Raw genomic sequence first — 22,744 nt, 5'->3', positions numbered from 1 at the left:
TTTGAAAACGCTTTACTTATTCCATTGTACGCAGTAAAATAGTCTCCATCTAAGCTTATTCGCAACAAAACTGCGCATTTCCAATCATTTATGTGAGGATTTTGCAAAATCCTGATGTATATCTGCTGGTTAAAACCAAAGTCATGGGGGTATTGAATATGCCCAGAAAAAAGAAGCCCGTTATAGAATATCGACACTATAGCTTGCCCATAAATTTCCCTGTCTTGCTATTAAGCGGTGAACGTTGGAAGATTTCTGATATTAAAAGTGAGCATCTCCATTTCCATAACCATTTGGAGATTGGTATATGCTATTCAGATAGCGGCATCATGGAGATCAAAGGAGAATCTGTACCCTTCAAAGCCGGCGATGTGACCTTCATCCCCAGGTATCTTCCTCATACCACGTATAGTTCGCCAAATACAGCCAGTCTGTGGTCTTATATCTTTTTTTCACCAGAGGATCTCTTTCAACATTCATTTAAAAGTGCTTACAGCAACTTCGAACCAAATTTGTGGGTGGTAAAGGGAAAAAACTGTATATTGAATAAGGAGCAGTATCCCAAGGTTTATACACTTGCAACTTCGATCGTAGAGGAGTTAAAAGAACAGAATCCTTACTATCAGGAAAGTGCCTACGGCTTATTGCTATCCCTTTACATAGAACTCCTTAGAATTCATTCCAGGAATGAACTGTTGGCAGATCAAGAAACAGAGCATAGCCTGAAAAGCGATTTTGTCATTTCTCCAGTTCTGGAGTACATCACCAAAAACTATATGAACCCCATTACGATGGATTTTTTAGCCGATCTGTGCCATTTAAGTACAACTCATTTTCGAAGAAAATTCCATGAAATTATGGGGACGTCGCCTCTCGATTTCCTAAACAGCACCCGAATCGAAGAGGCTTGCAAGCAGTTAAAAAGCACGGAGGATTCTATTCTTTCGATCTCCGAACAAGTCGGTTTTCACTCCATTTCCAGCTTCAACCGTTGCTTCTCCAGGCTTATGGGAAAGCCGCCAAAAGAATGGCGTAAAGGGGCACAATCTGAAGCGCAATCTGCGAAAGCGTCTATACTGGAGTTTACGGGATGGGTTTAGCATAACAGCAGAAATAAACTTGATAAAACGAACTCAACCTCATGAATATGGATTAAACCTGAGCCATATAAATATAGTCTGCATGTGGAGCCTAAAAATAAACGTAATGATGAAATCGGTGAATCTCACAATATGACAACAGATGTTATATTATACTTTGGTTGAAGTTTAAACAAAGGAGATGCTTATGATGAATCAAGAACTAAATCAACAATTAGGTGAGATTATTGAGCAGTTCATACATTCATTTATAGCAGAAAACAATAACATTCGATCTCAAAAAGTAATCAACACTGCAGATGGGGATACAATAGCTCATTTAAGGGGAATTGGTTTTCCGAAAAAAGGAAGACCGATACAAGAGGTCGTCGATGAAATGAGAAAAAACGTCTATCCTCACCAAACCTTCATGCAACACCCTCGCTTTTTCGCATTGGTTCCTGGTCCAATGTCTCTTTACTCGTGGTTAGGAGATATCATGACTAGCGCTTATAATACCCACGCCGGAAGCTGGATGCTGAGTTCGAGCGCAAGCCTTTTAGAGGGGGAAGTGATCCGATGGATGTGTGACCAAGCAGGATATCCCAATACTGCTGGAGGCTTATTTCTGTCGGGCGGGTCACTGTCGAATTTGACCGCTTTAGCGGCTGCACGCAATGCAAGGTTATCCGAGCAGGAATATGCCATTGGAACTGCTTATGTTTCAGATCAAACTCATTCATCGGTCGCCAAAGGGCTACGCATCCTCGGATTCCGTAGTGATCAAATCAGAAAGGTTCCAAGTGATAAAAATTTTTGTATAGATGTTTCAGCCTTAGAGAAAAAAATAATGGATGATCAGACGGCTGGCATGAAACCTTTTGCGATCATTGCCACGGCAGGCACAACCAATACAGGAAGCATTGACCCGCTAAACGAAATTGCTGACCTATGTGAAAAACATAATATTTGGTTGCACGTGGATGGAGCTTACGGTGCGTCAATTTTGGCTTCTTCGAAATATAAGTCTCTTTTGAGCGGGATATCGCGTTCAGATAGTATCACCTGGGATGCACACAAATGGCTAATGCAGACCTATTCCTGTAGCGTGGTTTTAGCCAAAGATAAGCAGCAACTCAAAAACTGCTTCAGCACACGCCCAGAATATTTGAAGGATGCCGAGACTAATGAAGAATATATTAATTATTGGGATTTGGGTCCAGAGTTAACCCGGCCTGCTCGAAGTCTGAAACTATGGGTGACACTGCAAGCTTTAGGCACGAATGCTGTCGGTGAAGTTATAGAGCATGGAGTTCAACTCGCAGAATGGGCTGAAGATGAAATCAAAAAACATAATCATTGGGAAATTGTATGCCCCGCACAATTAGCGATTGTTAATTTTCGATATGCACCACCTGGGCTATCCGACCAGGAATTAGATCCACTCAATAAAAGGATCTCCCAAGAAATGGTGACGAACGGGTACGCCACAGTGCTTACGACACAACTCAATGGAAAAACGGTTCTCAGAATCTGCGCAATTCACCCGGACACTACGGAAGATGAGATAAGAAATACAGTTCAGCTTTTATCGAATATAGCAAGATCATTGAATGAGAGAAAAGTTTTTTTGCGATGAAAAATTTTGAAACTAATTGCTACGATTTCTGTAAATAAGCGAAAATATTCAGCATCACACAAATAAGAGGGGCACGCCGCCCCTCTTTGCTGTTTTCCCAGACATCCAAATTATTTGCCATTGTGCAATGCAGCAACAATGAACAGCACTTAATCCTGACACGACGTGCCCCCATCAATGAAAGTTATTTATTTTCATAACGTACTACGCCGTAGTTCATAAAAATACTGCACAATGGGATGCTTTAACTTCATCTTCTCGGTCATGTTTAATATTCGTTTTTTTCCAACTCGTCTGTCCACTAAAGCTAAAATATTCAATAAGATATCATTACTCTCTAAGCTTTCCTCTATAGAAGTAGTTAAAAATTTATTAGCTACAACATTAAAATTAGACTTGCTTAATGAGGCCTGTGCTGAGAAAAGCTCCTTTGCATGTTCTGATATTTTTCTACCTCTTGCAATTACTTGTAGACGCTCCTCGGGAACGTTACCATTAGTATCTTTTCTGACCGTTTCAATGTCTTCATTGCTGATAGGAACTTGGATATCTGGATCATTCTTGATTTCCAACTCCGTCTGATACCATTTGATCGAACTAGTGATATCATTCATATTGAGTATGTTCTTCTTATCTACAGTTATATAACAGATTCCAGACTTATCAGGCAAATAACGGTAACTGGTCGCTCGGTATTCGACTCTTCCGTCTAACGCAGGACAGCGGAAGCTCTCCAGTTGTTGCTTCAATTTACTCCAGGACATATATCCTCCTATGTTTTCAATGCCTACTAACAGCCCGTCTCCCAACTTGGCAATTTAATTTCCACGTTCCTCTACCTCATCATGATCCTTGCTTCCAAACTCATCAAGCAATGTACGCACTTCACTTGTTGATTTGGCGTTCATTAAGCTGTTTCTGAGTTCACTTGCCCCTCGGAATCCACGGACATATATTTTGAAGAAGCGGGCGAGAGGGCTGAACGAACGTGGCTCCTGCGCTGAATAATGATCATGGAGATCTAGATGAAGCCGTAGCAGTTCAAGCAATTCCTCACTGCTGTGTTCCTTCGGCTCCTTCTCAAACGCAAATGGATTCTGGAAAATACCACGCCCAATCATAATGCCATCCACACCATATTGCTCAGCGAGCTTCAAGCCGGTCTGACGGTCCGGAATATCTCCGTTAATGGTCAGCAGTGTATCTGGTGCCACCTGATCACGAAGTTTCTTAATCTCCGGAATTAGTTCCCAGTGAGCGTCTACTTTACTCATTTCCTCTCTTGTCCGCAGATGAATGGACAAATTCACAATGTCTTGTTTCAAAATATGGGTCAACCAGTCGCGCCATTCGTCTACGGTAGTGAAACCGAGCCTTGTTTTTACACTGACGGGCAGTCCCCCGGCTTTGGCGGCCTGAATGATATCCGCTGCGATTTCGGGACGGCAGATCAGGCCGCTTCCCTTCCCATTCTCGGCTACATTCGCTACAGGACAACCCATATTAATATCGATGCCTTTGAAGCCTTCTTTCGCCATACCGATGCTCATTTCACGGAAATATTCCGGCTTATCTCCCCAGATATGGGCCACCATGGGCTGTTCATCCTCTGTAAAAGTCAAACGCCCGCGTACACTTTTGTTCCCCTCCGGGTGACAATAACTCTCTGTATTCGCAAACTCCGTAAAAAACACATCCGGTCTGGCTGCTTCACTTACGACATGGCGAAACACAACATCCGTCACATCTTCCATCGGTGCCAGTATAAAAAAAGGTCGTGGCAAATCACGCCAAAAATTATTCGTCATATCAAAAACTCCTCTATAAATACCAGGACAAATCTTTGGTCCCAAAATGGTAAAGCTAACCTGTTCATGTCCTTGCTTCTTCTTCACATATAACATGTTTAAGCAACGTAGTTCAAACGGCAGTATATGTTAAGCATAGACATCTAAATGAGTATATCATACTCAATAGAGGAGCATACTCCCCAAAAGACTCGCAAAAAAAGGAAGAGCGCCCGCCCCTCCTTGCCATCTTCTATAACGTACTGCGCCGCAGTTCATAGAAATACTGACCGGCATAACTCCCTCCCAGCCTACGCCGTTCCCAAGCGAATGGCTTAAAAAAAGAGCCGAGGAATAATATCCTTGACCCTTTTCGTCAATTTCTACACATGAATACCCAAAATTTTCAACTGATGCCACATGAGCATATTTATCAACATCTACACGATTTCGATACGTTTCGATAATCTTATTGATGTTTTTATCAGTAAGTTTGTTTTGATTTTCACCTTTTTCAAACGCCAATACACCTCAACTATTAGTCTTTTCTGACCAACAGCGCAACACTCTCCACATGAACCGTATGCGGAAACATATCTACAGGCTGTACTTCCACTGTTTTATACCCGCCATCCTCCAGTATCTTTAAATCCCGCGCCAGTGTGCTTGGGTTACAGGATACGTACACCACACGTTCTGGCTTCATCTCCAGAATGGTGTCGAGCAGGCGTGGATCACAGCCCTTACGGGGCGGATCGACGACGATAACGTCGGCGGTGATGCCTTGCTCTTTCCACGCAGGAATGACGTCTTCGGACGCGCCTACCTCAAATTTCACATTACGCATTTCGTTCAATAGCGCATTACTTCGTGCATCGTCGATGGCTTCTTTGACGATCTCCACCCCATACACCTGGTCCGCATGCTGAGCGAGGAACAGAGAAATCGTACCGATGCCGCAATACGCATCAATCACCGTTTCTTTGCCTGTGAGCCCGGCATATTCGACGGTTTTGCCATACAGCACTTCCGTTTGTACGGGATTCACCTGATAAAAGGATCTCGCAGAAATCGCAAACTGGACGTTTCCAATGTAGTCATAGATCACGTCACGTCCCCACAGTACACGAGTCTCGTCGCCAAAAATAACGTTCGTTCGCTTTGTATTCACGTTCTGGCATATGCTTGCCACGTGGGGAATATGCTCACGGATACTGCCGATCCACGCATCTGCATGCGGAATATCTCGTCCATTCGTGACGAGCACCAGCATCATTTCACCCGTGCGAAAAGCGGTCTTTACAACGACATGGCGCAGTAGCCCACGTCCGGTTTCTTCATTATATGCACTGATGCCGAGCATTCGGCCAATCTCTTTCACACGTGCGACAACTTCGTCATTGCGTTCATCCTGAATGAGACAGGTATTCATATCCACAATGCGATGGCTGCCACGTGCATAGAAACCGCCGACAAGCCCGCCCTCTGTGACACCAATCGGCACCTGGGCTTTGTTGCGATATCGCCAAGGCTCACTCATACCGAGTGTAGGATGCACGACTACGCCATGTACACTCGACAAATCAACGGACGTGCCGTCGTCACTAGTCACACTCAGCTTCCCGATACGCTCCAGCACGTCCACGACATGCTGGCGTTTCCAGCTGAGCTGCGCTTCGTAGCTCATATGCTGGATCTGGCAGCCACCGCATTGATCGTAGATGGCGCACGGAGCTGCAATCCGGTCAGGGCTAGCCTGCGCAATATCCAGCAGCTTGGCATAGCCGTACTGCTTTTTCGTTTTCAACACCTTTACTCGTACCTTTTCACCTGGCAATGCACCCGGAACGAACAGCGTAAAACCCTCGACACGTCCTACACCCTCGCCATCGTGGTTCATGCCGATGATGTCTATCATGGCCTCATCGTTCTTTTGTACAGGCAGATCGCTACGCTCTACACTAGACCGGTTACGATTGGAAGCATCATGACTTCGTCTACCGTTGGAAGAATGACGAGTATCTCGTCCGTTCTTTCTCTTCTTCCGATCCGAATCATTCACATTTTCATTCACATTTCCATTTTTATGTTTGATTTCGGCTTGAAGTAGCCCATTTCCAGCTCTAACTTGAGACTGTTCTGGTTCGCTCTCTCTTGTCGCCTTCATAGTGTTTTGGTGCTGATTTCCTTGAACAGGAGTTGCTGTTGCTGCATTCCGGCGGCTTTTTCCACGTCCGCTACGGTTATTCGTCATGAATGTCACTTCTTTCTGATCTTCTTTTTATGCGGTATTTTCTTTCGTACGTCTAATTTGAATGGTCATCTAAACATACAAACATCAACTCGAAAATGCCGTTACTCCCCACGGAGAACGGCAAGAACCAATATGCTCACACAAAAAAACAACTACCTACTCTGCATTCCATATACTATATTGCGTTGCCGTCCGGAAGCAGAAATATTTCCTCATCATTCCTCACCGGAAAACATTCAAATGATGAGGTAAATTCCGGAAGGTCGCTGGCAAAGTGCCCCCTAGTTCGCCATCCAGATTAAGCTGGACATAGCCGGGTGAGGTCACTTCCATGTAATCTGTTTTGAAATAAACAATCTTCTTGTCCTGCAAATGCTCACCACGCAGCGCGAGTGTTACCAATCGGATCATTTCCGCCAGATTGCATTTCCGCACAGCGATGACGTCAAGCAGTCCATCATCTATTGTCGCCCCAGGAGCAAGCTTTTCAAACCCGCCCACCGAATTCGTATTCGCAATCAGGAAAAGCATAAATTCGTCGTGGATCACTTCCTGACCCGATGCCTTGATGATCAGCTCCTGTGGAGCAAGGCTGACCATTTTCTCCATACCTTTAAAATAGTACGCCAACTGGCCAATCATCGTTTTGAGCTTGCTCGGAACTTCATACGTAAGCTCGGTTAAAGTTCCCCCGCCTGCAATGTTGATAAAGTAGCGGTCGTTCGCTTTTCCGATATCCAGTGGCTTCGGATTTTGACGAATAACGAGGTCGCAATAATCCTCCCAGTGCTTGGGGATGCCCAGTGCTCTGGCGAAATCATTCGTCGTCCCCAGAGGAAACACACCTAGGGGCGGGCGGTTTTCTCTTTCAGCCATCCCGTTAATGACCTCATACAATGTACCGTCGCCACCAGCGGCGATAATCATGTCATACCCACGCTCAATGGCCTCTATTGCGGCACGTGTTGCGTCCCCTTCACCCGTAGTTGCATGGCAAGAGGCTTCAATACCACCTTCATCCAGGCGCTGCAAAACATCCGCAAGACGACGCTTCATTTCCTCACGCCCAGAGGTCGGATTATAGATTAATCTAGCTCTTTTCATTCCGTTACGCCACCCGTATATTTAATGATATTTATATTCACATCGCAGTTCATCATATTCAGTCTGTACAAAATATCATCATACTGGAAAAAGACCTCTTTTACAATAAAAGAAGCCAGACTTCGCCCAAATAAGGAAATTTAAGGCTTAAATGACGTTATAGCCGAACCAGACTATCTATTACTTGACCTCGCTTGCTTCTGCATGCTTTGCAATAATTCATGAATTTGCCTGTCTATCCAGCTTGTGAGCAAAGGATGCGGCAATAAAGGATCTCCCGAATAACGGTATTCGAGCCCCTGCAAGCGTTTAGGAATTATGTGACTTGTAAAATATCCCGAACTCAAAAATAGCGGCGCCACAATAACATCATGACCCCGATCCTGATTCCAGTACGCTGCCTTGTCGTACACACTCTCGGGATTTAGCAAAGCGTAGTCCGTGATGATACCACTCACGTTTTGCACCGTACGGGCCAACGAAGAAATCCCCTGCTCCCAGCGCTGAAAAAAGCCGTTGTGCACACTGCCGTGACCTACGAGTAAAATAACCTCTCCCGCAGGATCGGCCGACAGCAGGCGAACCTTGTCCCACACCATGTGAGCAACATCTTCTCCGTCATCCAGCGGGCTACCAAAATGCACTCGGGCTTTCAATCGAAACGGCTCCAAATCTGTTTCTTTGTCCGGCGCATCTTTGACACCCAGCGCATAGCTAATCTCATCTACATGCGTACTGCCTGATGACACAAACAAAGGAATAACCAATATATCTGTTACACCCAAGGCTTCCAGACGGTCAATACCATTTTGAATCAATCTTTCTTTAACCGTTTCCAAAAATGAAACCTCTACCGGTATTTCTTCCGGCAAATGAAGCTTTGCAACTGCCTGATCCACCTGTTCTACCCAATATGGCTCCCTAGAGCCATGGCTGATGACCAGTATCCCAGGGCTCCGCATTAGCGTCCCAGACGTTCCAGAGTCATTTTGTACCCGTCATTGCCGTAGTTCAGGCAACGTTTAACACGTGAAATGGTAGCTGTACTGGCTCCTGTCTCTGCTTCAATCTGATTATATGTGCTGCCTTTGCCTAGCATACGGGCAACCTCCAGACGTTGGGAGAGGGATTGAATTTCGTTAATCGTGCACAGATCATCAAAAAACACATAGCATTCTTCCAAATTTTTAAGAGTTAAAATAGCTTCGAACAATTGATCAATACTTTTATCATTAAGCTTTTTAAGCTGCATGGATTATCATCTCCCAAGGTTACGATCTCTCCTCATTGTACCTGAGGAATAGTCAGTTTTTCAAGCATTAACGGTTTCACGCATTACAGAACAACATTATGATCATAGAAACATACCGTACGAATGCCCAAATCCGCTTTTATACCTGATTTCGGGACACGCGCCTAAACCCACTGTGCGTTTGTAACATACAGTAGAGTATCAACCTGCAAAGGAATGTGATCTCATGCCTGGACATTACTATCATCGGAGGGCGCAAACGCGTGCCATTTCCGATCCGTATAGTTCATCTCCTTATCCTGGACTCGATCCATACAGCGAGGTTCCGCAAGTCGATTCCTCCGCACTGGTTCCTTACGAGGCGCCAGCGAGTATAACAGACTCTGCCGTGGTTACGCCAGACCCCGCCCCTGCCAAAGGAGGACTGCTTGGCGGCCTTGGCAATCTTGGTAATCTCAACGATATTAAAGGTATTATTGACCGTATGGGCGGTATTGACGGGATTGTTGCTACGGTCGGCAAGGTACAAAAGATCATGTCTAGCGTACAGCAATTTGCTCCGATGGCAAAACTGATTATGGGCTCGCTCCCAGCATTCAACAAAAACGCAAGCAAAAAATCTACAACACAAATTACTGAGGAACTGGATGAATATACACCACCACGCCGACGCCGGAAAAAGACACAGCGCAAAAGTACCACTACCCCGCGCAGACGTCCGCGCAAACGCACAAGAAAGTAGACTATACTATTTGAACCAGCCTCGGCGCATAAACCAGACCACCATGGCAACACTCAACAAAAACATGAAGAACAGTACGCCAAAATATCCATATTTCCAGCCCAACTCGGGCATATTCGAAAAATTCATACCATAGATTCCTGCAATCAGCGTCAAGGGCATAAAAACGGTCGTAATTACGGTTAGCGTCTTCATAATTGAATTCATGCGGTTGGAATTGAGCGATATATAACTGTCTCTCAGGTCGGCTGTCATCTCGCGGTCGGCCTCCAGCATGTCTGTCAACTTCAATAAATGATCATATATATCGGTAAAATAAGCCATATGATCTCCTTGGCCCTGCACATGCTGCGAATTCAAAACTCGGTACATCAGATCACGCATGGGTACAATGGTACGGCGCAGCTTGAGCAGCCTGCCACGCAGGTCAAACACCTGCTTCATTAATTCCTCTACGGATTCGCGACCGCCCAAGCCCTCCAGCTCAGCCAATTCGTCCTCAATCATAAAAAGGCTCGGAAAATAGTTATCTACCAGCTTGTCCATCACTGTGTAGGCTGCAGCCAGCGGTCCTCGCGACCATATTTTGCGTTCATTCGCATGCTGGACAATCCGCTCCCAGGCTTGATCCAGCTCCTCTAACTCATGATGGTGATATGTTACCAAAAAACGAGCGCTGATAAACATATCCACTTCTTCCGCAGCTAACGTATCTACATCGAGCGCATGCACGACCAGAAACTGCACATCCTCGTAATAATCCAATTTGGGACGTTGCAGAACATGCATACAATCCTCCACAGCCAATGGGTGAAAATGAAAATAACTTGTCAGCAGCTCCGTCTCGCGATCTGTAGGCTCGCTAAAATCTACCCACATCCATATGTAATCCTCCATGACGATCTGATCCAATGGTTTTCCCACTGTTACCTGATGATCATGGCCTATAGCCAATGTACGTATCACCGTACGTCCCCCTCGCTTACACTTCCGTCTGATATGTTATTTATATTTTATATAAGCCAATCAGCATTATACAAATCTCACGCTCTACATTTCCATACACTAAATAAGAAAAGGATATCTCAGGGTCAACAAGCCATCCCAAGATATCCTTTATCCTCGTGCAGAGCAGTTCTTATCTTCAAAGCAAGCCTTCCACTTCAGAATTTTGCAAAATTCTCACTTATGAAAATAAACATCATAAGCCACAAAGCGGTCGGATGCTTACCTCGCTATATCCCCCTCGGCGCAGCAAGCACCGAGCTGCGTCGCGCCCTCTTCCCCTGCACCCACTCATTCAAAAGTGAGGCAGGCTCATGGCACGAAAAGGGCAATCAGCGAGCCGTAGCGTAGCGGTCCATTTGAATCTGGAGAAGCGGAGCGTTCGCCTTTGCCCCTGTATTTTAACCTTTTCATGTGTTATACAATCCAAAAAAATTCAGGGGCAACAGCGATCGAAAGATCAAATGGAACGCGGAGCGTCTTACAACGAGATCCCCGCCTACATCCACAAACCCTGCTCACTTTTAATCCTCTTACAATACTTTTTCTAAGAAACTAATGGTCCGCTCGTTTTTCGGATTACCAAATACCTCTTGTGGCGTTCCTTCTTCTACGATGTAACCACCGTCCATAAACACAACACGGTCGCTTACTTCGCGTGCAAAACCCATCTCATGCGTTACGATCATCATCGTCATGCCTTCACGCGCCAGATCATTCATTACGCCAAGCACTTCGCCCACCATTTCAGGATCGAGCGCCGAGGTCGGCTCGTCGAACAGCATAATGTCTGGGTTCATGGCCAGCGCACGTGCAATCGCCACACGCTGCTTCTGACCGCCGGAAAGCTGTCCTGGCAGTGCATCTGCCTTATCGGCCAACCCCACACGATCCAGCAGCTTCATGGCCGTTTCCCGGGCCTCTGCCTTGGACTGCTTCCCCAGTTCAGTCGGCGCGAACATAATGTTCTTGAGCACGGTCATATGCGGAAACAGATTAAAGTGTTGAAATACCATACCTATATTTTCACGGACTTTGTTAATGTCCACGTTTTTGTCACTCAAGTTGTAGTCATCGACAATGACCTCACCTGCGGTAATTTCTTCAAGCATGTTCATACAACGCAAAAACGTACTTTTCCCCGAACCAGAGGGGCCAATGACACATACAACCTCGCCTTCACGTACTTGCATGTCGATGCCCTTTAGCACTTGATTACTACCATAGCTTTTTTTCAGGTTTTTAACGATAATTTTACCCACGGCGAACTCTCCCTTCAAGACGGTTGGAAATTTTGGTCAGGACTGTAATGACGATAAGATACATCACCGCTACTACCAGCCAAATATCAAAGGATTGGAATGTCCGCGCAATAATGATCTTACCCGATTGGGTCAACTCGACCAGACCGATAACAGACAAAATGGACGTATCCTTCAACGTAATAACCAACTGATTGATAAACGACGGGATCATGATTTTCACAGCTTGTGGCAAAATGATTTTAAGCATAGCCGTCCGATAGGGTAGACCAAGCGAACGAGCTGCTTCCATTTGTCCCGGATCAATGGACTGAATACCACCACGGATAATCTCAGTTACATACGCACCCGCATTCAGGGATAATGTCAGTACAGCCGCGACAAAAAGCGGCATTTTGAAATCCAGTGCCTGTGGAATACCAAAGTAAATAAAGAAAGCAAGCACGATCAGCGGAATACCGCGGAATATATCGACGAAAACAGTTGCAATACCACGGAAAACCTTGTTATGGCTTACTTTCATAAAGCCAAACACCAACCCTAAGATAAAGGCTACGAGTAAAGATACAAGTGTGTACAGCAACGTATTTCCCATGCCTTTAATCAGCGAAGGCAGCGAAGCGGAAATCAGTCCCCAGCGGCTGGTCTCTACAGGCGCCACACCTTTGCCCGATTCGCCAAGGTATTTAGCCAAAATCTTATCGTATTCCCCGCTATTACGCAGATTAACAAGCCCTGCATTAAATTTCTCCAGCAACTCCTTGTTTTTGCCTTGGTTAACAGCAAACCCGTAAGAAGCACCTTTTTCCTTATCTGTTACCAGCTTAAGGCCGTTATTCTGGTTTACACCGTATGCCAGTACCGGATAGTCATCAAAGCAGGCAACCGAATTACCTGTTTTAACTTCATCATACATTTGAGAAGAATCGTCGAACGGTACTGTAGTAAAGCCGTATTTGGCCTTAATGGATTCTGCGAATGTGTAACCTTCCGTTCCTGTTTTGACAGCGACACGCTGCCCTTTCAAGTCCTCATAGCGTTTAACCGTATCATTATCCTTACGGACCGCCATGACGACGCCTGAATCAAAATAAGGCTCAGAAAAATCAAATTTCCGCTTGCGTTCATCGGTAATACTCATCCCGGCAATGACACCATCCACTTGATTCGTTTCAAGGGCCTGCACTGCCGCGTTAAAGCCAAGAGGCTTAATGGTATATTCAAAATTCTGATCCTTGGCAATAGCTGCCAGCAAATCCATATCAATTCCGACGAATTTACCATCTACATCTTCAAACTCAAAAGGCGCGAACGTTGTATCCGTGCCGATATCATACTTTGTTTTATTTTCTGCATGTGCCACTACACCGAAATTACCGGCCAGGGCAACCACAAAAAACAAACAAATGATAAGTGCTATTAGTTTTCTAGATTTTTGCATAATTTCCTCCAGTCAGTTGAACGGTTCAAAGTTTTCTGTTTATTTTACAGGAGTTATTAAAAATTGACTACTTTGATGTCAGGTATTTTTGAAAAACGTTTCATGGAACTATCTGGAGGTGTAAACTTTGAAGAAGCCGTTTTGCCCCAGAATGCCAATAAGCCCCTGCCGCAAAAAGCGGACGGAAGCTTATTGTGTGTTCTATAGTGTGTACCTATTTTTCAAGAAATAATAACGAACTAGAAAAGAATTTTGAAAATCAATCCAGATAACAGCGCAGCAATCGGTATCGTTATCACCCAAGTAATAATAATTCGACCGGCCAGCGACCAACGCACAGCGGAAAAACGCTTCGCAGAACCCACACCCAAAATAGCCGAAGTAATGGCATGAGTGGTACTTACGGGCAAATGAAGCAATGTAGCTGTGAAAATAACAGAGGCTCCCGAAATGTCGGCTGCAAATCCGTTAATTGGCTCGATTTTAAAAATCTTGGTTCCCATCGTCTTGATGATTTTCCAGCCCCCGATAGATGTACCTAGCGCCATGGCTGTTGCGGCTGAAATTTTTACCCACATGGGTACTTCCAAATGGTCCTGATACCCCGACGAAACGAGTGCGAATGTAATAATCCCCATCGCCTTTTGAGCATCATTCGTACCATGCGTGAACGACTGAAGCGCTGCTGTAATGACCTGCATTGTACGGAACCCTTTGTTCACCGTATGCGGACTACGATGAGCGAAGATGTATTTTAAAATCATCATCACGATGTAACCGACAACAAAAGCAATCAACGGGGAGAAAATAAGTCCTTCGACAATCCCGATGAAGCCGCTCCAGTTTAATTTTTCCGATCCTGCACCTACATACACCGCTCCAGCCAATGCACCAATCAATGCATGAGAAGAGGATGAAGGAATACCGAACCACCAGGTTAAGAGGTTCCAGATAATCGCAGCGATCAGCGTCGCAATGACGATATCAATTCCATTCGTAAGCTTGGTTGGATCAGCCACACTTCCACCAATCGTCTTCGCAACCCCTGTAAACAATATTGCCCCGAGAAAGTTCATGACCGCAGCCATAATAATCGCACGTCGCGGGGTCAATGCACGGGTCGATACCGAAGTTGCAATCGCGTTCGCCGTATCATGAAACCCATTAATAAAATCAAATGCCAGAGCAAGAAAAATAACAATACCCAATACCAGTAAACTTGTATCCATGTAAAAGGACTCCTTACGAGTTACGCATAATGATGGATTCCAGCATATTTGCAACATCCTCGCATGAATCCGTTGTCGTTTCAAGGCGTTCGTACAATTCTTTGCGTTTAATCAGTTCAATAGGGTCAGTTACAGTTGCAAACAGGTTTTTGATGCAAATACGCAACAATTCATCCCCCTGATTTTCCAAATCATTCAGACGAATAGTGTATTCACGAATGGCCAGCAATTTTTTCTGTGAAAGCAGATGTACAGCTTTCTGAATTTCGTAAGCTGATTGACGCAGAATATCAGCGAACTGCACAATATACTCGTCCGGCTCCGTAATGTTGTACATATAAAAACGGGAAGCCGTCGCTTCAAGACCGTCCAACACATCATCCATGGTTGTTGTCAGTTCCATGATGTCGTCGCGTTCCAACGGCGTAATGAAGGTCTTGTTCAGTTCAGTAATAATCGTGTGTGTGTAATCATCACACTTATTTTCATACTTCTTCATTTCATTTGTAAACAAAGTCACATCTTGAAGATTTGAAGTATGTTGGGCAAAATAATCGGCTGCTTGCACGATCGTATCTGCCATATTTTCCAACGTCTCGAAGAATATATCCTTTTTCTTCAATCTCATAACGATTACCCCTTTACGAAAATATCCGCAACCTGTTTCGACTGCAATAGACAACCTTTGCTATCTTATCACACTCATCAATGTTTTTGTAATGTTTGTAAAAGCAAATTTCATGATATACGTATACAGTGCCCGACATATAAGCTCATTATCCGACAATTTTTTCCTAAAAAGGTGTAATTCGTTTTCTAATTCACTTCTATGGTTACATGTTCCTTTAGTGGTGTATCTGCAGGCACCACATGTATATAGGATGTACCTGGCGTTAACGGAATTTCAACCCCTTTCTTCATAAAACGAATCGCATCACCTGGCGTATGTTGCCACTCAGCCTGTATTAACTGTCCTTGTTGAAACACCATGGCCTCTCCGCTGCCGTCCAGTTCAACACTTAATCTGCCTACATCATCCAACGTTCGATGCCTGGTGCTCATCACAATGACATTGGCTGCTGAGAGCTGTTGGTTATTATTTTGATCCACATGTGACTTTTCGTTCACAAAACGCTTATATTGTTGATCCGCTGGATCATAGGTATAAGATACCCGGTAGCTTTTAAGCAAAAACCGGATTTGTAAAGATGTTGCAGTCTCGTCCACCATAACTGGGGTTTCGCCGGATTTAAGGTAAGTATATACTGGAACGTCCGTATGCGTAGCATACCCTTTACTATCGCTTCCTTTGCGCAGTCTATTCACGTCCGTGTATAGATTATGCGGAGGACGACGATCTTTGCTTCGCCAGAAGTATGCCCCTCCATTTGAAATCTCATCTAAATGTTCCTTCCGCTGCTGCTGTAAAATCGCATAGGCATCTGTGCTTCCCCCTGCGTGTATCGGCAACGCACCATAAGTTTCGCCCAGCTCAATCAAATACGGACGAATGCTACGGACCGGACCAACCTTTACATCTCCGCCATGACTTTGGAAAAAAGCGACCAGACGGGTAATTCCGCCTTCTGCAAGAACTTCATATACCATATCTGCCTGACTAAGTCCTGCCTGCGGACGTGCTGCTGGAGCATTGTTAATCATGACAGCGAGCGGTCGCTCCAAAACTGGCTGCTCCACCGGAAGACCGGTAAGCGGAGCTGTAAATGCCGGAGTAGACTGCTCCTTCGGCGGTTCAAGCGCCTCCTTCTCTGTTTTATGCTTGGTCGGTTGAGGAACGGGTTCAGTATCTCCCGTATTGGACATAGCAGAACAAGACATCAGCGTCATGCATAACAGAGCTGAGGCCATTACACGCAACCAATGATTTCGTTGGGAAATGGGCCCGGACAAGTTCATCCCTCCACTTCGTTATTTTTCTCATTATAAGCTTTATTTCCTGTTTTTGTCTTGATTGAAGCATGACCTCTCTATAGAATACTTATCTGAAGACATTAAAATTTTAAAAATATTCAGACTTTGTGATTTTTATCACAAATAACTGTAACTGAACCTACTACAATAAAGGTGTAGCAAAGATGATCATCCCAACAAAATGAAATACAACCAACATTATAGATTAAGAAAGAGGAGTGGTTTGAATGTTTAATAGCTGGTTACGTGAGAACAAAGTCGCAATGTGGTTGCTGACTGTCGTACGGGTTTATCTAGGTTATGAATGGATGACTCACGGACTTGAAAAGCTGACAGGTGGATTCGATGCAGGCGGATTTATCTCGGGGGCCATTGCTAAAACAGGTGGAGACCATCCCGCTGTACAAGGCTGGTGGGGATCGTTCCTCGAAGCCTTTGCCCTGCCGAATGTAGGTTTGTTCAACGTCCTGATCCCGTTGGGTGAGTTCTTGGTCGGGGTTGGCCTGCTTCTCGGTACATTGACTACACTGGCTGCTTTGATGGCCATGGTTATGAACTTCTCGTTCCTGTTCTCGGGTACAGTAAGCACCAATGCAATCTACCTGCTGTTTGAAATCTTCCTCGTAGTTGCTGGCGCAAATGCCGGAAGAATTGGCTTTGACCGTTGGGTACTGCCCTTCCTGCGTGGACTGTTTGGTAAAAATAAAGATACCTTTCCAGCGGACCCTAGTCGAAAAATCGCTTAAACATCCCCCAAATAACCGTTATCCTCCGGGATAATGGTTATTTTTTTGCGCTGTTATGCTCACAAGGAGGATTTTAGCTCCTCCTAACTCGGACTCTTTTATCGGATTCATTATCCTCCCCAAACGTTTACAAGTTGGATACAACATGGAATGCTCACGATACATTTACCCTATACACTACAGTTACATCAAAGAACGTAATGGAGGGTTATATCATGAAAAAAATCACCAAAGCCTATCTCATGCTCGCAGCAGTAACTTTCACAGTGCAGACTATGGGATCGGGATATACGGCATCAGCCCAAGCGGCGACGTCTACTACGACATCTCAGGCAGAAAGTGTACAACATATCTCCAAGACCTTCGAGCAGCTACTAGGCCAACCCGGCAAGCTATCTCAGGCATTCACTTATTTGCAAAAGCATATTCAATCCATTCCAGCTTCTCAAGCTACCCTCATGGTGCTTCATCTGGAAAATGCACAGAACCAGCAATTGGATTCCTATGCACAGACCCTATACCCGACCTCTGTTCAAACCAAAATAAATCAAATCTATAAACCCGGTGATTCGTTCACAAATGTAATCAGCCGTACAAGCGATGCGAACCTGAAAAAGTTGCTAACTCAAACAAGAGATGCCGGCTACAAACTTGAAACCGCAGAAGGCATGTATTACCCAATCATCAACTATGAAAAATATAAAGTATTCGGGAAGCACACCACGGCAGATATCCGCAGCTATATTGACATCATGTCGATGGAATCCGGACAGGCTGCTACCAAAGATGCCGCGCTCCGTATCGGCTATCAACAGTTAGCCGGACGAGTGCTGGCACAGGAATTGTTTTTAAACCAATATCCACATTCCAATCGTACACAAGCTATAAAAAAATTGCACGATCTGTACTTTTTCTATACTTTCTACGGCACGAACAATACGCCATTATTCGATCATGATACCGGGAAGATTCATCCGTATGCCAAAAAAGGGTATCAATGGTTCGTTCAACGTAATATGGATTCGAAGAGCACCTATATTCAAAAGCTGAAAGCATTTATGACACTGTTGGATCAAAATGGAGATCAACGTACTTCGCAGGTATCCACTTGGCTAAAAAAGAACGTGCCTTCTAATTAATCGAAGACGCAAAAAACACAAAAGAACTTCCATTCCCACACAGCATGTGGATTCGGAAGTTCTTTTTTACATTTACGTATCACTTTCTTGACCAAAAGCCCAACAATTGAGACTCAGCGAGCCAAGGACATACGACTGAAAAAGCTTATGCGCGGAGCGCTCCTGATCCGCAGCCCCCATCGCATAAAACAAAGGTGAAAAATGCTCTATTCCATAAGAAGGTACCGCTTGTTTGGCATATGGAGCCTTCTTGTCATATTGGAATAAGTGACGTAAATTCCAGTCTTGAAGCTGCTGTGCAATCCAGTCATCATATTGAACGGCCCAATCGGCTGGCTCACTCGTCTGCTTGAGTGTCCGCAAGTTGTGGACCAATCCGCCGCTACCGATAATCAAAATCCCTTGTTCTCGCAACGGCGCCAGCATCCGTCCAATCTCGTATTGCTCTTGAGGAGCGCGCCGAGAATCAATAGATAACGGTACGACCGGTATGTCCGCATCAGGATATATATGCCGCAAAACCACCCATGCTCCATGATCCAGTCCCCGGTTCCGAACCGGCTGGTGGAACAAGTTATGCTGACTGAACAGATGCTCTATCTCCTCATACAGCTTTGGATCGCCTGGTGCAGGGTAATCGATTGAGTACATTTCTTCAGGAAAGCCATAGAAATCGTGCAACGCTGCATGCTGATCATCGGCGCCAATACATTGATCGGGGCTATCCCAATGCGCGGAAAAAATGACAATTCCTTTGGGTCGGGGCAGGCTCGCGCCCAGCTTTGCAAGAAAGCTGGTATATGCGTTATTTTCTACAGCCAGTGTCGGTGAACCATGCGCAACAAAAATTGAGGGTAATGTCATCGCTGCCAACCTCCACACGCCAGTATAGTGTTACTCTTCCATTTTACTCCGGCGGAGGCGCAATTTCCAATACAATCCGTTACACACTGAAATCAGATCATCCAGTGCTGCCAATCACGTTGAATATTTTCCTGTTCATCCAGCCATTCAAGCGTCCGATCAATGAGCCGTTGCCGCTCTTTACCTGACGAGAAAGTGTGATCTCCCTGGAAAATAATCTCTTTATCACAGCGTCCCTCTGGACGCATCCAGAATATCTTTTGAAACAGAAATGCATAATCGACAGGAATAATATCATCCGAGGTTCCATGAATGACGAGCACATCCCCGTTAAATTTAACGGCCTCCTGGAACGGCTGAAATTGAGCTAACGACTCAAAGTAAGCAGGCGTAAACTTATAGCCCAAATAATCGGCATGACCAGTTTTAACAGACTCATCGTACACGCTTCGCTCCGTAATTTTGACGATGTCATTGAACGGATAGCCCACTGCTGACCAAAGGACCAGATTTTGTACTCTCTTGTCCCGTACGGCTGTGAGAAGAGCAACCGCGCCCCCCAGACTGTGACCGATCAGCGTCACCTTGGTCGGGTCAATGTCCGCACAATTGACGGCGTAATCCAATACGGTACGTGTCTGATTAATCATGGACTCAAGCCCCTGCTTGCCGTATTCACCTGTGCTCTCCCCACAACCGGCAAAATCAAAGCGCAGGACAAAATATCCCCCTTCGGCCAGTTCACGCGCAGTCTTGACGAATAATCGATCTACGCCGATACGATTGCCTACAAAACCGTGACATATAACAACGAGGGGAACTCGTCTCTGACGCTCTCCCTCATTTGTACGGTTTGGATAATGAATTGTTGCGGCCAGCTCTTCATGTTCAAAACGAATTCCAATTTGCCGTTCCATCCTGATTCCCCCTGTTTCAAGCTTCACTACACATTTATGAATTCGAACTCATATAGTAACGTGGAATATCCATCCAGGATATTTATTCACTTTAATTCCGATAAGTTTAATAAGTTTTATAGTAAAGTCAGTCTATCATCGCCCTGCTTCCTTGTCAACCTGTCAGTTCACATCGTTAAAAAAGTAAACAAATAGCGCTCCCCGATGCGATTCCGGAGAACGCTATACTACACTTATGTGAGTGAATCCACTACATTTAAAGTGACATTCGTTATTCGTAGCTGTTCCTGAACATTTGGTGGGTCTCCGTTCGTCCTTCCCACTGCAGTTTACAAGAGTCGCCGTTATGTTCATCCTCATGCCACAGGCTGCGGTAGTTCTGTGCACCTAGCTCACCTGCAAATTCTGTATCCTCAGCCACTTCGATATCGTCCACTATACGGTACGTTGGAGATGTTCCTTGAACGCTCCGGTGACTCACATTTGTAGACGAGGCCGCCCCGCTATTCCCATTCGAAGCGTTTCCCAGTCGTTTTTGGACTAAATAATCTGCCTGGTTCTCCAGTTTCATGATGCCACATCCTCTCAACGTTTATATTCAGGTTGCTCCACGTGCTCACCCTCTATCCAGTTTGAGGAGAATGCAACGGTAATATACATGCTATAGATAAAGTCTTTTGCCATCCGACGCTTCCTCACGTATACTGTCTTTGTTACGAAATGGCGGTTCCATCAGCTTGGAATACGCTCATAAAGCAGGAGGAAGCAATGAATAAAGCAAAAAATTATACGCTTATTGCATGGGTTGCCTTGTCCATGTTTTTTTTGACACAGGCGATTATCGGATGGTTTGTCACCTTTACAGGCGGAGATCTCAAACCCTTTGAAGAAATCAGCCTATCCACTCTTATCATCATCGCCGCAGGAGCCATTCTACTCGTTGAAGCCCTGATGAATTTTATGGATCGTCCCGAAGAAGGCGAGGAGATACAACATCCAAACCCCGTCCCCGTAAAGCCCCAGATGAATCTTAAATCCATCTTGATGTATGTTGTGTTAGTTGTCGTGATTCTTGTCGCCGGACTAGCGCTGCGCAGTGTACTGCCAGTATTCAGGATCTCACCTTGGGTAAATTTAATTCTCGCCGCCATCGGCTTTATTGGACTCAAACCAATTTTTCTGCGTAAAAAACGTTCATAGCCCGCAATTTTCATTATATGGAGCTGCCCCATTTTGGGTCATAGCAGCTCCTTTTCATTTCGATCAGGCAATCGACTTACAGCTGGGGTGTGCGCCAAAAAGCCGTATTCCTGGCCTGCAAGAAGCTGCATGGAGGAATACGGCTTGATATATTTTAGAACTTATTTGGAAAATAGTTGTTCTGCATTATCCAGAGCCATTTTGTGTCCCATTGCGGAATAGTCCAGCCAAGGCTGTCCGTCCAACATGTAGACATGCCCTTGCTTCACCGCTTTGAGACCTTGCCATACTGTGTTTCCTTTCAGCTGCTTGTATACCTTTTGGGCATCCGCGCCTTTACTGATGATAACAAGAATCGCATCGGCATCATAATCCGGTAAAACCTCTTGGGAAACCACCTGATAAGCCTTGTTGATCTTTTCTACACCTTTGGCTGGCTTCAAGCCCAAATCCTGATATAACAGCGGTCCTACCGGACGCTTCATCCCCATAACACGAACCTCTTTCGCCGTCACACGTACAGCCATAACCGTTCCGTCCCCAATTTTTGAATGAATCAGCTTTTTGACTCGTTCCCTCTGTGTATCATAGTCTTTTAGAAATGCGTCTGCCTGTGCTTCATGTTTGACCATAACGGCTATTTTTTTCAATTGATCTTTCCATGTGCCTTCATCCAGATCAAAAACGTCGGTCGGCGCAATTTTTTCAAACTTGGCCACATCGGTTCCCGAATATTTTTTGTCTAAGAAAATATGATCAGGTTGAAGCTCCAGTACCGCTTCCATATCCGGATCAGTGACAACACCTAGCTTACGGGTACTTTGAAGACGATCTTTTACATGCGGTAGAAAATCCTTCACATCTCCGCCAATGACCGAACCAGCCGGAGTAATGCCCAATGCCAGCAAGTTGTTCGTCAAATGAATTGACATCGAAGCAATACGCGAATCCGCACTAATGGTTGTCTGCGCACTGTCCGCCGCTTTCGTATCGGCAGTCTGTTTGTCGGCTGCTTGTCCGCAAGCAGATAGCATGATCATGCATACAACAAGAGTTGTGACTACCCATGAACGTTTAAAACCTGAACCCTCAAATTTGTGTTTTCTCATGTTTATTCTCTCCTATGCTATAGAAGCTCTACATTATAATGAT

23 protein-coding genes and 1 pseudogene are annotated in these 22,744 nt (G+C 45.0%); 7 read left to right on the top strand and 17 right to left on the bottom strand.

Going from position 1 to position 22,744, the window contains the following annotated elements:
• The first annotated feature begins 143 nt into the window (after positions 1 to 143).
• Together NSQ57_RS04410 and NSQ57_RS04405 are read left to right on the top strand one after the other, a co-directional pair.
• Positions 144 to 1,100: an AraC family transcriptional regulator gene (locus NSQ57_RS04410; RefSeq protein WP_342426113.1), complete on the top strand. Its 957-nt coding sequence runs from the start codon at positions 144 to 146 to the stop codon at positions 1,098 to 1,100.
• Between the two features lie 187 nt (positions 1,101 to 1,287).
• Positions 1,288 to 2,718, top strand: a complete 1,431-nt coding sequence (locus tag NSQ57_RS04405; protein ID WP_340954325.1) for an aminotransferase class I/II-fold pyridoxal phosphate-dependent enzyme — start codon at positions 1,288 to 1,290, stop codon at positions 2,716 to 2,718.
• 194 nt (positions 2,719 to 2,912) lie between these two features.
• On the opposite strand, the gene NSQ57_RS04400 is transcribed toward NSQ57_RS04405, so the two are convergent.
• The 7 genes and pseudogenes from NSQ57_RS04400 to NSQ57_RS04370 form a co-directional block, all read right to left on the bottom strand.
• Positions 2,913 to 3,482: a hypothetical protein gene (locus tag NSQ57_RS04400; protein WP_340884425.1), complete on the bottom strand. Its 570-nt coding sequence runs from the start codon at positions 3,480 to 3,482 to the stop codon at positions 2,913 to 2,915.
• A 54-nt stretch (positions 3,483 to 3,536) separates the two neighbouring features.
• Positions 3,537 to 4,526: a tRNA-dihydrouridine synthase gene (locus NSQ57_RS04395; RefSeq protein ID WP_342425671.1), complete on the bottom strand. Its 990-nt coding sequence runs from the start codon at positions 4,524 to 4,526 to the stop codon at positions 3,537 to 3,539.
• A 384-nt stretch (positions 4,527 to 4,910) separates the two neighbouring features.
• Positions 4,911 to 5,024, bottom strand: a pseudogene (locus tag NSQ57_RS04390) (N-6 DNA methylase); the annotation flags it as partial.
• A gap of 19 nt (positions 5,025 to 5,043) precedes the next feature.
• Positions 5,044 to 6,759, bottom strand: a complete 1,716-nt coding sequence (gene rlmD, locus NSQ57_RS04385) for a 23S rRNA (uracil(1939)-C(5))-methyltransferase RlmD (protein WP_342425670.1) — start codon at positions 6,757 to 6,759, stop codon at positions 5,044 to 5,046.
• Between the two features lie 222 nt (positions 6,760 to 6,981).
• On the bottom strand, positions 6,982 to 7,863 hold the full coding sequence (locus tag NSQ57_RS04380) for a diacylglycerol kinase (RefSeq protein WP_013308843.1): 882 nt from the start codon (positions 7,861 to 7,863) through the stop codon (positions 6,982 to 6,984).
• Positions 7,864 to 8,036: 173 nt separating this feature from the next.
• Positions 8,037 to 8,825 (bottom strand): CbiX/SirB N-terminal domain-containing protein, encoded by a 789-nt coding sequence (locus NSQ57_RS04375; protein ID WP_209949971.1) that lies wholly within the window; start codon positions 8,823 to 8,825, stop codon positions 8,037 to 8,039.
• Entirely contained in the window at positions 8,825 to 9,115 is a 291-nt protein-coding gene (locus tag NSQ57_RS04370; RefSeq protein WP_007428885.1) for a YerC/YecD family TrpR-related protein, read from the bottom strand. Before NSQ57_RS04370 ends, NSQ57_RS04375 begins: the two co-directional genes overlap by 1 nt.
• Before the next feature lie 226 nt (positions 9,116 to 9,341).
• Between NSQ57_RS04370 and NSQ57_RS04365 the strand changes: the two genes are divergently transcribed.
• Positions 9,342 to 9,857 (top strand): tyrosine protein kinase, encoded by a 516-nt coding sequence (locus tag NSQ57_RS04365; protein WP_165149959.1) that lies wholly within the window; start codon positions 9,342 to 9,344, stop codon positions 9,855 to 9,857.
• 6 nt (positions 9,858 to 9,863) lie between these two features.
• Here NSQ57_RS04365 and corA read toward each other — a convergent pair whose 3' ends face one another.
• The 3 genes from corA to NSQ57_RS04350 form a co-directional block, all read right to left on the bottom strand.
• Complete coding sequence (gene corA / locus NSQ57_RS04360) at positions 9,864 to 10,823, bottom strand: magnesium/cobalt transporter CorA (protein WP_029517120.1); 960 nt, start codon at positions 10,821 to 10,823, stop codon at positions 9,864 to 9,866.
• A gap of 572 nt (positions 10,824 to 11,395) precedes the next feature.
• Complete coding sequence (locus NSQ57_RS04355; RefSeq protein ID WP_029517121.1) at positions 11,396 to 12,124, bottom strand: amino acid ABC transporter ATP-binding protein; 729 nt, start codon at positions 12,122 to 12,124, stop codon at positions 11,396 to 11,398.
• Positions 12,117 to 13,565, bottom strand: coding sequence for an amino acid ABC transporter substrate-binding protein/permease (locus NSQ57_RS04350; protein WP_029517122.1), 1,449 nt, complete (start codon positions 13,563 to 13,565; stop codon positions 12,117 to 12,119). The genes NSQ57_RS04355 and NSQ57_RS04350 overlap by 8 nt, the downstream gene beginning before the upstream one ends.
• A 63-nt stretch (positions 13,566 to 13,628) precedes the next feature.
• Between NSQ57_RS04350 and NSQ57_RS04345 the strand changes: the two genes are divergently transcribed.
• A complete protein-coding gene (locus NSQ57_RS04345) occupies positions 13,629 to 13,772 on the top strand; it encodes a hypothetical protein (RefSeq protein WP_155271710.1) in 144 nt (47 codons plus the stop codon).
• A gap of 32 nt (positions 13,773 to 13,804) precedes the next feature.
• Here the strand turns inward: NSQ57_RS04345 and NSQ57_RS04340 are convergent, their stop codons facing one another.
• The 3 genes from NSQ57_RS04340 to NSQ57_RS04330 all read right to left on the bottom strand — a co-directional run bounded on the left by NSQ57_RS04340 (position 13,805) and on the right by NSQ57_RS04330 (position 16,705).
• Entirely contained in the window at positions 13,805 to 14,794 is a 990-nt protein-coding gene (locus NSQ57_RS04340; RefSeq protein ID WP_029517123.1) for an inorganic phosphate transporter, read from the bottom strand.
• A 13-nt stretch (positions 14,795 to 14,807) separates the two neighbouring features.
• A complete protein-coding gene (locus NSQ57_RS04335; protein WP_007428879.1) occupies positions 14,808 to 15,422 on the bottom strand; it encodes a DUF47 family protein in 615 nt (204 codons plus the stop codon).
• Between the two features lie 188 nt (positions 15,423 to 15,610).
• Positions 15,611 to 16,705: a DUF3048 domain-containing protein gene (locus NSQ57_RS04330; protein WP_342425669.1), complete on the bottom strand. Its 1,095-nt coding sequence runs from the start codon at positions 16,703 to 16,705 to the stop codon at positions 15,611 to 15,613.
• Positions 16,706 to 16,953: 248 nt separating this feature from the next.
• Between NSQ57_RS04330 and NSQ57_RS04325 the strand changes: the two genes are divergently transcribed.
• The gene (locus NSQ57_RS04325; RefSeq protein WP_029517125.1) at positions 16,954 to 17,472 is read left to right on the top strand and encodes a DoxX family membrane protein; all 519 of its coding nucleotides are present in this window, start codon (positions 16,954 to 16,956) and stop codon (positions 17,470 to 17,472) included.
• Positions 17,473 to 17,687: 215 nt separating this feature from the next.
• Positions 17,688 to 18,611 (top strand): hypothetical protein, encoded by a 924-nt coding sequence (locus NSQ57_RS04320; RefSeq protein WP_029517126.1) that lies wholly within the window; start codon positions 17,688 to 17,690, stop codon positions 18,609 to 18,611.
• A 72-nt stretch (positions 18,612 to 18,683) separates the two neighbouring features.
• On the opposite strand, the gene NSQ57_RS04315 is transcribed toward NSQ57_RS04320, so the two are convergent.
• The 3 genes from NSQ57_RS04315 to NSQ57_RS04305 form a co-directional block, all read right to left on the bottom strand.
• A complete protein-coding gene (locus NSQ57_RS04315; RefSeq protein ID WP_029517127.1) occupies positions 18,684 to 19,475 on the bottom strand; it encodes a class III extradiol ring-cleavage dioxygenase in 792 nt (263 codons plus the stop codon).
• A gap of 92 nt (positions 19,476 to 19,567) precedes the next feature.
• Positions 19,568 to 20,392, bottom strand: coding sequence for an alpha/beta fold hydrolase (locus NSQ57_RS04310; RefSeq protein ID WP_029517128.1), 825 nt, complete (start codon positions 20,390 to 20,392; stop codon positions 19,568 to 19,570).
• A gap of 271 nt (positions 20,393 to 20,663) precedes the next feature.
• Complete coding sequence (locus tag NSQ57_RS04305; RefSeq protein WP_029517129.1) at positions 20,664 to 20,963, bottom strand: hypothetical protein; 300 nt, start codon at positions 20,961 to 20,963, stop codon at positions 20,664 to 20,666.
• Positions 20,964 to 21,160: 197 nt separating this feature from the next.
• Here NSQ57_RS04305 and NSQ57_RS04300 point away from each other — a divergent pair, with 197 nt between their 5' ends.
• A complete protein-coding gene (locus NSQ57_RS04300; protein ID WP_340954302.1) occupies positions 21,161 to 21,592 on the top strand; it encodes a hypothetical protein in 432 nt (143 codons plus the stop codon).
• A gap of 161 nt (positions 21,593 to 21,753) precedes the next feature.
• Here the strand turns inward: NSQ57_RS04300 and NSQ57_RS04295 are convergent, their stop codons facing one another.
• Positions 21,754 to 22,701, bottom strand: coding sequence for an ABC transporter substrate-binding protein (locus NSQ57_RS04295; protein WP_342425668.1), 948 nt, complete (start codon positions 22,699 to 22,701; stop codon positions 21,754 to 21,756).
• Positions 22,702 to 22,744 lie beyond the last annotated feature (43 nt).

The organism is Paenibacillus sp. FSL L8-0502, assembly GCF_038593055.1.
In the GTDB taxonomy this organism is placed as follows: domain Bacteria; phylum Bacillota; class Bacilli; order Paenibacillales; family Paenibacillaceae; genus Paenibacillus; species Paenibacillus polymyxa_D.
The sequence above is the reverse complement of the archived record's forward strand: the minus strand, read 5'-3'. Positions and strand labels throughout refer to the sequence as shown.